Source organism: Oceanicola sp. 22II-s10i (genome assembly GCF_002210105.1).
In the GTDB taxonomy this organism is placed as follows: Bacteria; Pseudomonadota; Alphaproteobacteria; order Rhodobacterales; family Rhodobacteraceae; genus Pseudooceanicola.
In genome coordinates this window covers 65497-79870 of record NZ_AQQU01000009.1, presented here as the reverse complement: position 1 = coordinate 79870, position 14374 = coordinate 65497, and the positions used below count along the sequence as shown (strand labels likewise).

Below are 14374 nucleotides of genomic sequence, written 5' to 3'. Positions count from 1 at the left end.
GGGCGGTCAGCGCAGGTGCCGGATCATCAGGATTTCGTCAAGGCTGTCGCCATCGGGCAGGCGGATGACGCCGGGATCGGTGCCGTAGACGGCAAAACCCCAGCGGGCATAGAACGCCTGCGCCCGCGGGTTGCCGTCCACGACCGTCAGCACGACGCTGTCCACGAGGCCCCGCGCGTGATCGAGCAGCGCCGCCATGATCGCATCCGCCACGCCGGTGCCGCGATGCGCCGCGCGGACATACATGCCCCAGAGCAGGGCGCGATGGTCGAGCTTGGCACCTGCCACACGCCCGAGCCCGCCGATGCCGATCAGTGCGCCGTCCATCTCCGCCCCGATGACGCAGTCGCGGTCCAGCCGCGCGGCGGTTTCGGACAGCGGGATGGAGGCCTCGTCCTCGGGCGCAAAGCGAAAGTCGCGCGGATGCAGGCCGAACGCCTCCAGCCGCAGGGCGCGAAAGGCCGGGGCGTCGGCCCCGTGGAGGCGGCGGATGCCGCTCAGGCGCCCACCATCCCCACGATCTCGTAGGTCCGTTTGAGGATCGGCGCGGCAATGGCGCGTGCGCGGCCCGCGCCGTCGGCGAGGATGCGGTCGATTTCCTCCGGGGCCTGCATCAGCCGCGCCATCTCGGACGAGATCGGCGACAGCTTGGCCACCGCCAGGTCGGCCAGCATCGGCTTGAACTCGGCGAACTGCTTGCCGCCCACGTCCTTCAGCGCGCCGGCGAGGTCGGTGTCCGACAGCGCCGCGTAGATGTTGACGAGGTTCCGCGCCTCGGGCCGCTCGGCCAGCCCCGCGACCTCGGAGGGCAGGGCGTCGGGATCGGTGCGCGCCTTGCGGATCTTGCTGGAGATCGCGTCGGCGTCGTCGGTCATGTTGATGCGGCTCATGTCCGAAGGGTCGGACTTGGACATCTTTTTGGACCCGTCGCGCAGGGACATGACGCGGGTGGCCGTCCCTTCGATCACCGGCTCGGTGATCGGGAAGAAGTCCGTCTTGAAGTCGTGGTTGAACTTGATCGCGATGTCGCGGGTCAGTTCGACGTGCTGTTTCTGGTCCTCGCCCACGGGAACATGGGTCGCGTGGTAGACTAGGATGTCGGCGGCCATCAGCGCCGGATAGGCGAAGAGGCCAAGCGAGGCGTTCTGCTGGTTCTTGCCCGCCTTGTCCTTCCACTGGGTCATCCGCTGCATCCAGCCCATGCGGGCGACGCAGTTGAAGATCCACGCAAGCTGCGTGTGCTCGACAACCTGGCTCTGGTTGAACAGGATTGATTTCGCCGGATCGAGGCCCGAAGCGATGTAGCCCGCCGCCAGTTCGCGCGTGTTGCGGCGCAGCGCCTCCGGGTCCTGCCAGACGGTGATCGCGTGCAGGTCGACCATGCAGTAGATCGTCTCGATCCCGTCGTTCTGCATGTCGACGAAACGGCGGATCGCGCCGAGGTAATTGCCCAGCGTCAGGCCGCCCGAGGGCTGGATGCCCGAGAAGACCCGCGGGCTAAACTGTGCGGCGGCCTCTGACATGTGACGTCTCCGGTGTCTGGATTTTCGCGCTCTGCTCGCTTACCCATGCCCGGAAGGGGCGTCAAGGACAGGCCCCGCGACAACGGGCAGGGGTGGCAGATGGCCTATCACGACGACGACATTCCGCGCGGCGAACGCCCGGTGAACCCGCTGCCCTGGGGCGTGGTGGTGATTTTCATGCTGATCGTCGCGGTCGAGGTGGTCCTCAGCCTCGGCCAGCGCGGTATCCTCGGCGGGCCGCAGGCGGTCGGCTGGCGGCTGAACGCGATCCGCGATTACGGGTTCTTTTCGCCGGTCTTCGACTGGATGATCGAACAGGGCCGCTATCCCACGGAACACATGATCCGCTTCGTCACCTATCCTTTCGTGCACGGCGCGTTCACCTCGGCTGTCTTCGCCTGCGTGATGCTGCTGGCGCTCGGCAAGTGGGTGGGCGAGGTGACCGGGTCGCTGCCGGTGATCGGGGCCTTCATGCTGTCGGCGGTGGCCGGCGCGCTGGCCTATGGCCTGATCGACGCGGGGGATTATCCCCTGATCGGTGCCTTTCCCGGCGTCTACGGGCTGATCGGCGTCTTCACCTACCTGCTATGGGTGCGGCTGAAGGCCACCGGCGGGCCGCAGGCGACGGCCTTCACGCTGATCGGCGTGCTGATGCTGCTGCAACTGGTCTTCGGCGTGTTCTTCGGCACCGACTGGACGTGGATCGCTGACATCACCGGGGCCGTCACCGGCTTCGTGATCGCGCCGATCCTTGTGCCGGGCGGGTTCGGTGCCCTGATGCGCAAGATGCGGCGCGACTGACGCTCAGAACATTTCGGGCGGCAGGATCGGCATGAACCGGGCAAAGCGGCGGTTGCGCTTTTCCGGGTAGGGCATGATGAAGCCGATCCGGTCCTCGGGCTCCAGCTTGGCGTTGCGCTGCGCGGCCTTTTCCCAGACGGCGGCACGGCGCGGATCCGACTGGCCGAGGTGATCGCTCAGCCAGATCTTCGCCAGCCGATTGCGCAGGTCCGCGACATCCTCGGCCCCGTGGAACATGATCGAGGCCTCGGTGTCCCACCTCATCGAGCGGCCGTTCAGGTTGGCCGATCCGACGATGCCGGTGTGGTCATCAACCAGCGTGACCTTGGAGTGGACATAGACGATGCTCGCGCCCTTCACCGGCAGGCGCTCGCCCTCCTTGGCGGGGCGGGGCTGCGCGGGCGAGACGACAGTCATCCGGTCACCGAAGGCGCGGCGGCAGATGTCGAGGCAGCGGATCTGCAGGGCCTGCGCGTGACGGCTGTCGAACCCTTCCTGGCCGTCGATGATGATGCGCTCGGGCTCGGTCGGCATCAGCAGGACCAGTTCCAGCTCCGTTTCGCGCTTCGCCGCACGGGCAAGGGCGCGGGCGATCGGGGCATGGCGGAAGAACTGGGTCTCGATGTAGATCGACCGCTTCGCGCGATCGAAGGCCGCGATATGCGCCTCCTCGTGTTCCTTCAGCTCGGGCTTCGCGCCGAGCTGGATCGTCGCGTTGCCGCGGCAGGACAGCGTCCGCAGCACGCGCGGCGCGGGCAGGTTCGGCGTCGGCACACTGCCGGCATCCTCGACCGGCGACACCTTTTCGGTGAAGACCGTCCCGCCGCACTCCATCCCGCGTTTCCAGCATTCCGCGAAATGCGCGCGGATGGCGCGCGTCACGGGGCCCTGCACCAGCACGCTGACGTCGTGCCATGTCTCGTCCTGCCGCTGGTCGTGGTCTTGGGTGTCCCAGCGACGTTCATCGACGTCCAGACCGCCGATGATGGCGGTCTTGCCGTCGGCCACCGCCAGCTTCTGATGCAACGTCACCGGGCGCAGCTCCCAGTCGCCCTTGATGGCGCGGTTCTGGAACGGCGTGCGGGTCTCGTCCGGGATGCGCTTGAGTTCCTCGATCCGGTCGGCGACGGGCTTGCGGAAAATCCACTTCCACATCGGCGCCGATTTGCATTCGTGCATCGCGCAGATCAGCTCTGCATCGTCGGACAGGCGGCAGGCAAAGATGCGGGCCGAGGCCCATGCCTCGCGATGCAGGTCCCCGGCGAAAATGGGGTCGAAGTCGGCCAGCAGCATCCGGACCTTCACGCCTTTGCCGGAGACATGCGCCATGAGATCGGCCCATGTCTTGAGCTCCAGCGCCTTCGCCTCGTCCGAGCGCAGCATCGTGCGCGCATCGAAGATGCGGAACGACAGGCAGATCTCGTGCTCGGCCTCGAGGAACATCCGTTCAAGGGCCGGAAACATTTCCTGTGCAGTGATCAGGCTGCGGATACGCGTCTGGGGCGTCGCCGCCGTGGTGGCGGTGCGCCGGTCCTTCGCGTCTTCGATCGTCGCCAAGCCGGTCATACCGTCCCCCGTCCTCGTTACGCCTTGCCATAACGCGCGGAACGGGTCGCGGTTTCATGCCGGGGTCAGCTTTTTCTGCGCCGCAGGGTCGCGCGCAGTTCCGGCAGGTTCACCGCGCCGATCAGCTGGCCGACGGCAAAGAAGACCAGCATGCCCCACAGGACCAGCACCAGCAGCGCCGCGAAGCGGATGCCGGACATGGCGAGCCACGGCATCAGAAGCTGCCAGGCCGGCCACAACGCCGCGCCCATGATCAGTGCGGCCAGCACGATCCGCGGCAGGCGGCGGCGCAGACGGTCGTCGAAGCGCGCCACGTCGCCCATCGGACGGGCGCCGAGGATCAGCAGCAGCGCCATGGCCCATGCGGCGGCTGTGGTTGCGATGGCCGTGGCGATCCAGCCGATCACCGGGGCAAGGCCAATGGCCAGCGCCGCGTTCACCACCATCGACACCAGCGCGAAGCGGAACGGGGTCCGCGTGTCCTCGCGCGCGAAGTAGAGCGGCTGGATGATCTTCTGCATGACGAAGGCCGGCAGGCCCAGCCCGTAGACGGCAACGGCCAGCGCGATGGCGCGGCTGTCCGCCGCCGTTGTCGCGCCCCGTTCGAACAGCACCGACACGAGCGGCAGCGGGATCACCACCAGCGCCACGGCCGAGGGGATCGTCAGCATCAGCGAGATCTCGGCCGCCCGCGACAGCGCGGCGCGCGATCCGGCGGTGTCGCCCGCCCGCAGGCGGCGGGACAGGTCCGGCAGAAGCACCACGCCGACGGCGATCCCGACGACGCCGAGCGGCAGCTGGTACAGCCGGTCCGCCGCGAACAGCCAGCCGACGGCGCGGTCGTAATAGGACGCGACCTGTTGCCCGACCAGCAGGTTCACCTGGACCACACCGCCCGACAGCGCGGCGGGGACCGCGACGGCGACGAGGTGGCGCATGTCGGGCGTCAGGCGCGGACGCTTCAGCCGGATCACGATTCCGGCCCGGCGTGCGGCGGTCCAGACCAGCGCCATCTGCGCCAGGCCCGCCACGGGGATCGCCCAGATCAGCGCGCGGGAAACGTCGATACCCAGCACCGAAGCCCCCGCCATCATCGACACGAGGATCACGTTCAGCAGCACCGGCGCGGCGGCGGCGGCGGTGAACCGTCCGGTGGCGTTCAGCGCGCCGGACAGGAGCGCCGCGAGCGAGATGAACAGGATGTAGGGAAACGCGATCCGCCCGAAATCCACCGCCAGCGGATACTGCGGCTGCCCCGCAAAGCCCGAGGCCAGCGCCAGCACCAGCCAGGGCATCGCGGCCAGTGCGATCAGGGTGATGACGATCAGCACCGACGCCAGCCCGGCAAAGGCGTCAGAGGCGAAACCGTTCGCGTCCTCCTCTGCCTCCAGCCGCTTGGAGAACATCGGCACGAAGGCGGTGTTGAACGCCCCTTCGGCAAAGAACCGGCGGAACATGTTCGGCAGGCGGAAGGCGACGACGAAGGCCTCGTAGGCCGGTCCGGTGCCGAGGAAGGCAAGGATCATCGCGTCACGGACAAAGCCGAGGACGCGGGAAAGCAGGGTCCAGGCGCCAACCGTGAGGAAGCCCGACAAAAGGCGAATGGGGTTCATGCTGCTCGTTTCTCCCGCCGCTGCGCGGAGGATTACAGCATCCGCAGGAGCCGGGGAAGGTCCGGCGTGGAACGGGCGGCGGCGCGACCGGGGATCAGGCCCGCGCCCGTTCCTGTCCCGCCTCGATCGCCTCGCGCAGGCGGGTTTCCAGCTGCTTGCGCTTGGACACGGTGTAGAGCTTCAGCCCGAACATGTCCTTAACGTAGAACGTGTCCACCGCCTGTTCGCCGTAGGTGGCGATCACGGCGCTGGCGATCTGGACATGGCTCGCGGCCAGCGTCCGGGCCAGATCGAACAGCAGGCCCGGGCGGTCGCGGGTGTCGACCTCGATGATCGTGTAGATGTCGGACCCGTCGTTGTCGAAGCTGATCGCCGTCTGCACCTGGAAGGCGCGTTCGCGCTTTTTCATCTTGTCGCGCGACTTCATCTCGTCCCGCGCGACGACCTCGCCCTTCAGCGTCTTGTGGATCATCCGCGTCAGGCGCGGCAGGCGGTCGGCCTCGTAGGGGTGGCCGTCCGCATCCTGCAGCCAGAAGGCCGAGGTCGCGTAACCGTCCTTGGTCGTGTAGCTGCGCGCGTCGACCACGTTCGCGCCGACCAGTGCCAGCGCACCGGCAAGACGGGCAAAGATGCCGGGGTGGTCGACCATGGCGAACAGCGCGCGGGTTGCGTCGCGGTCCTCGTCCGGGTGCAGGTCGATGCGGATCTCGGCCGGGTCCAGATCGCGCAGCATGGTGGCGAATATCGACTGGGCGGTGACGTGCAGCCCCTGCCAGTAGGTCGGGTAATGCCGCTCGAGCTCGGCCTCCAGCGCGGCCTTGTCCCAGTCGGGCAGGGCGGCGCGCAGTTCCTTGTGCGCCTCCTGTTCGCGCTTGGTGCGGTTGACCTCTTCCAGCCCCGTCTCCATCGCCCGCCGGGTCTGGCGGTAGAGCGCGCGCAGCAGGGCGGCCTTCCAGTTGTTCCACGTGCCGGGGCCGACGCCGCGGATGTCGCAGACGGTCAGCACGGTCAGCAGGTCCAGCCGCGCCCGCGTCTGCACGGCCTTGGCAAAGTCGCGCACCGTCCGGGGATCGGCGATGTCGCGTTTCTGGGCCATGTCGGACATCAGCAAGTGATGGCGCACCAGCCATTCCGCCGTCTGGCTCTCTTCCTCGTTAAGTCCGAGGCGCGGCGCGACGCGGCGGGCGATCTGGGCGCCGAGGATCGAATGATCCTCGTCCCGGCCCTTGCCGATGTCGTGCAGCAGCAGCGCGACGTAGAGTATCTTGCGGTTCACACCCTCCTTGAGGATGGTCGAGGCGATCGGCAGTTCCTCGGTCAGCTTGCCCTGTTCGATCAGGGCGAGGTGGCGGATGCACTGGATGGTGTGTTCGTCCACCGTGTAGTGATGATACATGTTGTATTGCATCATCGCGACGATCGGCTCGAACTCGGGGATGAAGGCGGACAGCACCCCCAGTTCGTTCATCCGGCGCAGGGCACGTTCCGGGTTGCCGTGGTCCAGGAGCAGCCCAAGGAACAGCTTGGCCGCCTTGGGGTCCTGCCGCATCTTCTCGTCGATCAGGTGCAGGTTGGCCGTCACCAGCCGCATCGCGTCAGGGTGGATCAGCATCCCGGTCTTCAGCGCCTCGTCGAAGATGCGCAGCAGGTTCAGCTTGTCCTCCAGGAACTTCGACCGGTCCTCGATCCCCAGCCGGTTGCCGATGGCGAGGTAGCCGGGTCCGACCGCCTTGGGGCGGCGGCGGAAGATGCGTTCCAGCAGCGGCTCGTTCTTCACATGCGCCGCTTCCAGCTTGGTCAGGAAGATGCGCGTGACCTCGCCCGTGGTGGTGGCGTGGCGGAAATAGTCCTGCATGAAATGCTCGACCGCGCGGCGCCCGCCGCGGTCGCGATAGCCCATCCGTTCGGCGACCTGGACCTGCTGGTCGAAGGTCAGCTGGTCCATGGGACGACCTGCGAGCAGGTGCAGGTGACAGCGCACGGCCCAGAGGAAATTCTCGGCCTGCTCGAACTTGCGGAACTCTTCCTTGGTGAACAGGTCGAGCGCCACCAGCTCGGCCACGGATTTCACGCCATGGACGTATTTCGCGATCCAGTAGAGCGACTGCAGGTCGCGGAGGCCGCCCTTGCCCTCCTTGACGTTGGGTTCGACCACGTAGCGCTGGCCGCCCTGCTTTTCGTGCCGGGCACGGCGCTCTTCCAGCTTGGCCTCGATGAAGTCGCTTTCGGTGCCCCGGAACAGGTCGGCGAACAGGCGGCGGTTCAGGTCGTCGGCCAGCGCCCGGTCGCCGCAGAGATAGCGGTTTTCCAGCAGCGCGGTGCGGATCGTGTAATCCTCGGCCCCCAGGCGCAGGCAGTCCTTGATGGTGCGGCTGGCGTGGCCGACCTTCAGGTGCAGGTCCCAGAAGATGTAGAGCATCGACTCGATGAACTTCTCCAGCGCCTTGGTGATCTTGCCCTTGGCGAGGAACAGCAGGTCGACGTCGGAATGCGGTGCCATGGCGCCGCGGCCATAGCCGCCGACCGCGACCACCGCAAAGGCGCCGGGGCCGCCGGAATGGGCATGCACCGCCTCGACCGTCGCGATGACGATGCAGTCGGTCAGCCAGGTGTAGGCGCGGGTCGTGGCGGCGGCGTCGAAGGGCCGCGCCTCGAAGGCGGCGGCGATCGCGGCGCGGCCGGCCTCGTTCGCTTCGGACAGGGTCGCAACCAGCGCGGCCCTGAACTCCTGCGGATCCTTGTGCGAGCGGGCAGCTGCAGTGGCCCGGTTGATCAGCGCCCCGATGTCCACGATCTGGGTGGCGGGGCAGATCAGGTCGTCTGGAATCTCGGGCGTCTGTCCGATGGAAACTGCAGTGCCGGTCAGAATCCGATCCCTCCGAAGGCGCGGGGCGCCGGGTCGATCACGACGACCTGACGGTTGCGGATCGTCGCAACGGCCATGCCGCGCTGGCTGGTGCCGTCGGGCAGCAGCCGGAACACGCCGCCCGCGCCTTCGAAGCCCGCGCCCTGCGTCAGGTCCCCGGCGCCAAGGCCACGGCCCTGCGCGACCAGCGCGCCGATCGCGGCGATGCCGTCATAGGCGAGCGAGCCGATCGGGTGCGGCGCGGCGCCATAGGCCGCCTGGTAACGGCTGTTGAACTGGCCGCTGCGGTTCGGATCGGGCAGCGCGAACCAGCCGCCCTGCACGCCGGGCAGGTCCAGCGTCTGCGGCGGGATGTCCCAGCGGGTCAGGCCGATGAACTGGGTGGTCGCGGGGGAAATGCCCTGTTCCGGCAGCAGCTGGCTGAACAGCGGCAGCGCGCCGGCGGTGTTGGCGGTCATGAAGATCGAATCCGCATTGGCCGACTGCACGGCAGAGCGGATCTGGGGCACCGAATTGACGACGCCCTGCTGCGAGAAGCTGTGGCTGACCGAGCCGACGACGGCCCCGCCGTTGCGCGTCACGGCCGACCGGATCGCCGCTGCGCCGCTCTGGCCCGCGACGTCGTCGGAATGCACCACCACGACGCGCGACTTGCCGTTGCGCACGGCGTAGGAGGCAAGGCGGTCCGCCGTGTTCTCGAACGTGTAGCCCAGGACAAAGACGTTGCCCCCGGCGATCGAGCTGTTGTTGGAGAAGGACAGGACGTTCACGCCCGCCCGCGCGGCGGCCAGGCCGGCGGCATTGGCATTGCCGGCATAGACCGGGCCGAGGATGATCTTGGCCCCGTCGCCGATGGCGCGCGTCGCCGCGGCCTGCGCGGCTGCCGCGCTGCCGGCGGTGTCGTAGACCCGCAGGTCGATCCGAACCCCGTTCAGATCGGCGATGGCCAGCCGCGCCGCATTCTCGAGGCTCTGGCTCAGCACCGCGTCGCCGGACGACCCCGAGCCCTTGGGCACGAGAAGCGCAACAGGCACCGGCGCGCCGCCGTCAATGGCCGGACCACCGAATCCGCCGCCCATGGAAACGGGCTGACAGGCGGCGAGAAACACCGCCGAGGTCATGGCGAACAGCAGGCCTGCGCGCGTCTTGCAGGCAGCGGTCAATCGGGCGAACATGAGGGGAGCCTCCTAACGGGAAAATCCTGGCCGGACCGCCGGAGAGGAGGCTTGGCCGGGGTGGGTCTCGGGCCGAGACTATCAGGCTTTCGTGAAGGGAATCCAGCGGTGAATATGTCAAAAGGCGAACTTGCGCCGGGGCTTTACCTTGTCTCGGTGCCGATCGGCACGGCCCGCGACATCACCCTGCGCGCGCTGGATACGCTGGCCAGCGCCGAGGTGCTGGCGGCCGAGGACACGCGCTCGTTGCGGCGGCTGATGGACATCCACGGGATCGCGCTGAACGGTCGGCCTCTGGTGGCCTATCACGACCACAACGGGGCCAAGATGCGCCCGCGGCTGCTGGCCGACCTGGCCGCCGGCCGCTCGGTCGCCTACGCCTCCGAAGCGGGCACGCCGCTGGTCGCCGATCCCGGTTTCGACCTGGCCCGGGCGGCGCGCGAGGCCGGGCACGTGGTGACCGCCGCGCCCGGCGTGACGGCCGCGATCACGGCGCTGACGCTGTCGGGCCTGCCGTCGGACCGGTTCCTGTTCGCGGGATTCCTGCCCAACAGCTCGGCCAAGCGCCGCTCCGCGTTGGAGGAACTGGCCGGTTTGCCGGCGACGCTGATCCTCTACGAATCGCCGAAGCGCACCGCGGCACTTCTGGCCGATGCGGCGGCGGTGCTTGGGCCCGACCGGCCCGCCGCGCTCTGCCGCGAGCTGACCAAGCGGTTCGAGGAGGTCCGGCGCGGCGGCCTGGCCGACCTGGCCGCCGGTTGCGAAGATGCGCCGCCCAAGGGCGAGGTCGTCGTGCTGATCGGGCAGGGGGCTTCGGAGAAAATTAGCGAATCTGATTTAGACACCCTGCTGATGGCGGCGCTTTCGGATGGAACGGTCCGGGATGCCGCCGACAAGGTGGCGGGCGCGACCGGTCTGCCCCGCCGCGAGGTGTATCAACGGGCACTTGCCCTCGGACGCAGGGATGCGGATGGATGAAACATTGGACACCACCGTCAGGACCCTCCGCGCCCGCCGGTGACAGGTCGTCGGACCAGCGCCGGCGGCGCGGCCGCCGCGCCCATCAGGCCGGTGCCGCGGCCGAATTGACCGTCGAACGGACCTATTGCGACCGCGGGTATCGTCTTGCCGAACGGCGGTGGCGTGGCCGCTCCGGCGAAATCGACCTGATATTCCGCCGCGGCGCTCAGGTGATCTTTGTCGAGGTGAAATGCGGGCCGGATTTCGACCGCGCGCTCGCACAGCTCGGTCCGGGCCAGATCGCGCGGATCGGGCGCGCCTCATGTGAATACACCGACAGGCACGCACAGGGTTCTCTGACCGAGGTGCGCTTCGACGTCGGCCTCGTCGACCGGCGCGGCGCCGTCCGTATCATCGAGAACGCGCTGGCGGCCTGACCGGCATTGCGCCCGCCCGGCAACTGCGTCATCTATGACCCGCCCGCGGACGGGCCATGTGACGGAGGGTGCAATGAAAGTAGCGTTCCAGATGGACCCGATCGACCGGATAGACATCCGGGCCGACAGCACCTTCCGGCTGGCGGAAGAAGCGCAGGCGCGCGGGCACGAACTGTATTACTACACGCCCGACAACCTGTCCTACCGCGAAGGCCGCGTCATGGCGCGCGCCGCCCGGCTCGAGGTGCGGCGCAAGCAGGGCGATCACTTCACGCTGGGTGACTGGGCGGACGTCGATCTGGCCGATCTGGACGTCGTCTGGCTGCGGCAGGACCCGCCCTTCGACATGCACTACATCACGACCACCCATCTGCTGGAGCGGGTGCATCCCGACACGCTGGTCGTCAACGATCCGTTCTGGGTGCGCAACTGTCCGGAAAAGCTGCTGGTCCTCGATTTCCCGCAGCTGATGCCGGCCACCACCGTGGCGCGCGACATAGCCACGATCCGCGCGTTCAAGGAAAAGCACGGCGACGTCATCCTGAAACCGCTCTACGGCAATGGCGGCGCGGGGGTGTTCCGGCTGGATCAGAACGACCGCAACCTGTCCTCGCTCTACGAACTCTTCACCGGTTTCTCGCGCGAGCCGCTGATCGTCCAGCAATACCTGCCCGCCGTGACCAAGGGCGACAAGCGCGTGATCCTCGTGGATGGCGAACCGATCGGCGCGATCAACCGGGTCCCCGCCGCGGGCGAGACGCGGTCGAACATGCATGTCGGCGGCCGCCCGGAAAAGGTCGGCCTGACCGAACGCGACCGGGAAATCTGCGCCACCATCGGGCCGGTGCTCAAAGAAAAGGGCCAGGTGTTTGTCGGCATCGATGTGATCGGCGACAACCTGACCGAGATCAACGTGACCTCGCCCACCGGTATCCAGGAGCTTGAGCGGTTCGACGGCATCAACGCCGCCGCCGCCATCTGGGAAGCGGTGGAGCGCAGGAAGCTCTGACATGAGCCTGCGCCTGCGCCTCCTCTCGGTCTGGCTCCGCCGGGTCGAGAAACCGGCGCTGGCGCGGCTCGCCCCGCTCGACGCGCGCCGCCGTTTCGAGCGCGAGGCGCCGCTGTTCCGCGATCCGCCCTTCGTCCGCTATCGCGAGGCTGAGCTTGGCGGCGTGCCGGTGACATGGGCCGAGGCCGGGCCATTCGGTCCGCCGGTGATCCTCTGGCTGCACGGAGGCGCGCACCTGATGGGATCCTGCCGCACGCATCGCGCCATGCTGGCGCGGTTGGCGGCCCTGTCCGGGGCGCGGGCGGTTCTGCCGGAATTCCGACTTGCGCCCGAACATCCCTATCCCGCCGCGCTGGACGATGCGCTGGCGGTCTGGGGCGGACTGCTCGACCGCGGCTACCGACCGCAGGATATCGTTCTTGGAGGCGATTCCTCGGGCGGAGGCCTGATGCTGGCCCTGCTCGCGCGGCTTTTGGCGCGGGGCGAGCGGCCGGCGGGTGCCCTTGCGATGTCGCCCTGGACCGACCTGACGGGAACCAGTGCGACGCTGGCCGCGAACGCCGCGCTTGATCCGCTGCTGCCCGCAGACCGGTTCGAGGAGGCCCGAAGGCTCTACCTCGGCGACACGGACCCAAGGGACCCCGGCGCCTCGCCGCTCTACGCCGCTTTCCCTCAGTGCCCGCCGGTCTGGCTCCACGTTTCCCGGACTGAAATCCTCTGTGACGACACGCTGGCGATGGCGCGGCATCTGGAGACCGGCGGCACCGAGGTGACGCTCGAGCTGTGGGAGGACCTGCCCCACGTCGCCGCCCTGTTCCAGGGCTGGCTGCCCGAGGCCGACACCGTCCTCCGGCAGGCCGCCGGGTTCATCCGGGCACGCTGTCCCTGAGCGCCGACAGGCGGAACCCGATCGCCTCGGCCACGTGATCGCGCCCGACGGCCTCAGCGCCGTCGAGATCGGCAATGGTCCGCGCCACGCGCAGGATGCGGTGATAGCCCCGCGCCGACAGCCCGACCCGCTCCGCGGCCTGTGTCAGCAGCTCGCGTCCGGCGGTGTCGGGTGTCGCGACCCGTTCCAGCATCTCGCCCTGCAGATCGGCGTTCAGCCGCGCCACGCCATCGCCCGCGAACCTCTCGGCCTGCACCTCGCGCGCCATGGCGACACGGTCGGCCACGACCGGGGAGCGCTCCCCCGTAGGTGCCGCGCCCAGGTCCGAGAAGGCCACCGGCGGCACTTCGACCCGCAGGTCGAAACGGTCCATCAGCGGGCCCGAGATGCGCGACAGGTATTCCGCCCCGCAGGCGGGCGCGCGGGCGCAGGCGCGGGCGGGTTCCGGCATGTAGCCGCAGCGGCAGGGGTTCGCTGCGGCGATCAGCAGGAACCGCGCCGGATAGCGGACATGGGCATTGGCGCGGGAGACGACGACTTCACCGGTCTCGATGGGCTGGCGCAGGGTCTCCAGCACGGTGCGGGGAAACTCCGGCAGTTCGTCGAGGAACAGCACGCCGTTGTGCGCCAGCGAGATCTCTCCCGGTTTCGAGCCCCGGCCGCCACCGACGATGGCGGCCATGGAGGCGGTGTGATGCGGTTCGCGAAAGGGCCGCACGCGCGAGATGCCGCCCTCGGACAGCAGGCCCGACAGCGAGTGGATCATCGAGGTTTCCAGCGCTTCGGGGGCCGTAAGGGGCGGCAGGATCGACGGCAGGCGGGCGGCCAGCATCGACTTGCCGCTGCCCGGCGTGCCGACGAGGAACAGGTGATGCCGCCCCGCTGCCGCGATTTCCAGCGCACGCTTGGCGCGTTCCTGGCCCCGCACGTCGGACAGGTCGCGGTGATGCGGGTCGCCGGTGACCTCGCCGGGTTCGGCAGGTGTTATGGGGGCTTGTCCCGTAAAATGGCGCACGATGGCGCCGAGGCTTTCCGCCCCCAGCACCTCGGTCGCGCCGATCCATGCGGCCTCGGCGCCGGAGCCGGCCGGGCAGATCAGGCCCCGATCCTCCTCCGCCGCGGCCATCGCGGCTGGCAGGGCGCCGACAACGGGAACGAGCGTGCCGTCGAGCGACAGTTCCCCGAAGGCGAGGTAGCGTTCGGCGGCATCGGGCGGGATGATCTCCAGCGCCGCCAGCAGGGCAAAGGCGATCGGCAGGTCGAAATGGCTGCCCTCCTTGGGCAGGTCGGCGGGCGACAGGTTCACCGTGATCTTGCGCGAGGGCAGGGCGATCCGCAGCGCCGTCAGCGCGGTGCGGACGCGGTCGCGCGCCTCGGACACCGCCTTGTCGGGTAGGCCGACGAGTGAAAATCCCGGCATGCCGGGCGTGACCGCGCATTGCACCTCGACGATGCGCGGCTCCACCCCCTCGAAGGCGACCGTGTAGGCGCGTGAGATCATGGCCTTCCCCCTGACGGGGGAGGCTAGGCGCATC

12 protein-coding genes are annotated in these 14374 nt (G+C 68.6%); 5 read left to right on the top strand and 7 right to left on the bottom strand.

What is annotated here, in order from left to right; translation table 11 throughout:
• Positions 1-6: 6 nt before the first annotated feature.
• Both ATO6_RS19425 and trpS read right to left on the bottom strand, forming a co-directional pair.
• The gene (locus ATO6_RS19425) at positions 7-429 is read right to left on the bottom strand and encodes an N-acetyltransferase (RefSeq protein ID WP_254919216.1); all 423 of its coding nucleotides are present in this window, start codon (positions 427-429) and stop codon (positions 7-9) included.
• A 68-nt stretch (positions 430-497) separates the two neighbouring features.
• Positions 498-1523 (bottom strand): tryptophan--tRNA ligase, encoded by a 1026-nt coding sequence (gene trpS, locus ATO6_RS19420; RefSeq protein WP_088625705.1) that lies wholly within the window; start codon positions 1521-1523, stop codon positions 498-500.
• Between the two features lie 99 nt (positions 1524-1622).
• On the opposite strand from trpS, the gene ATO6_RS19415 reads away from it, so the two are divergent.
• A complete protein-coding gene (locus ATO6_RS19415) occupies positions 1623-2324 on the top strand; it encodes a rhomboid family intramembrane serine protease (RefSeq protein ID WP_088625704.1) in 702 nt (233 codons plus the stop codon).
• A gap of 3 nt (positions 2325-2327) precedes the next feature.
• Here ATO6_RS19415 and ATO6_RS19410 read toward each other — a convergent pair whose 3' ends face one another.
• The 4 genes from ATO6_RS19410 to ATO6_RS19395 all read right to left on the bottom strand — a co-directional run bounded on the left by ATO6_RS19410 (position 2328) and on the right by ATO6_RS19395 (position 9544).
• Entirely contained in the window at positions 2328-3890 is a 1563-nt protein-coding gene (locus tag ATO6_RS19410) for a phospholipase D family protein (protein WP_254919213.1), read from the bottom strand.
• A 65-nt stretch (positions 3891-3955) separates the two neighbouring features.
• The gene (gene murJ, locus ATO6_RS19405) at positions 3956-5503 is read right to left on the bottom strand and encodes a murein biosynthesis integral membrane protein MurJ (protein WP_088625703.1); all 1548 of its coding nucleotides are present in this window, start codon (positions 5501-5503) and stop codon (positions 3956-3958) included.
• 94 nt (positions 5504-5597) lie between these two features.
• Positions 5598-8294 carry a [protein-PII] uridylyltransferase gene (locus tag ATO6_RS19400; protein ID WP_254919212.1) on the bottom strand — a complete coding sequence of 899 codons (2697 nt, stop codon included), beginning with the start codon at positions 8292-8294 and terminating at the stop codon, positions 5598-5600.
• Between the two features lie 71 nt (positions 8295-8365).
• Positions 8366-9544, bottom strand: coding sequence for a penicillin-binding protein activator (locus tag ATO6_RS19395; RefSeq protein ID WP_088625701.1), 1179 nt, complete (start codon positions 9542-9544; stop codon positions 8366-8368).
• Positions 9545-9658: 114 nt separating this feature from the next.
• On the opposite strand from ATO6_RS19395, the gene rsmI reads away from it, so the two are divergent.
• From rsmI to ATO6_RS19375, 4 genes are all read left to right on the top strand, one after another.
• Entirely contained in the window at positions 9659-10522 is an 864-nt protein-coding gene (rsmI, locus tag ATO6_RS19390) for a 16S rRNA (cytidine(1402)-2'-O)-methyltransferase (RefSeq protein ID WP_088625700.1), read from the top strand.
• On the top strand, positions 10519-10941 hold the full coding sequence (locus ATO6_RS19385) for a YraN family protein (protein ID WP_088625699.1): 423 nt from the start codon (positions 10519-10521) through the stop codon (positions 10939-10941). The genes rsmI and ATO6_RS19385 overlap by 4 nt, the downstream gene beginning before the upstream one ends.
• A 73-nt stretch (positions 10942-11014) precedes the next feature.
• Positions 11015-11950, top strand: a complete 936-nt coding sequence (gene gshB, locus ATO6_RS19380) for a glutathione synthase (protein ID WP_088625698.1) — start codon at positions 11015-11017, stop codon at positions 11948-11950.
• Between the two features lies 1 nt (position 11951).
• Positions 11952-12839: an alpha/beta hydrolase fold domain-containing protein gene (locus tag ATO6_RS19375; protein WP_088625697.1), complete on the top strand. Its 888-nt coding sequence runs from the start codon at positions 11952-11954 to the stop codon at positions 12837-12839.
• Here ATO6_RS19375 and ATO6_RS19370 read toward each other — a convergent pair.
• Positions 12817-14340, bottom strand: coding sequence for a YifB family Mg chelatase-like AAA ATPase (locus ATO6_RS19370; RefSeq protein ID WP_088625696.1), 1524 nt, complete (start codon positions 14338-14340; stop codon positions 12817-12819). The genes ATO6_RS19375 and ATO6_RS19370 overlap by 23 nt on opposite strands.
• Between the last annotated feature and the right edge of the window lie 34 nt (positions 14341-14374).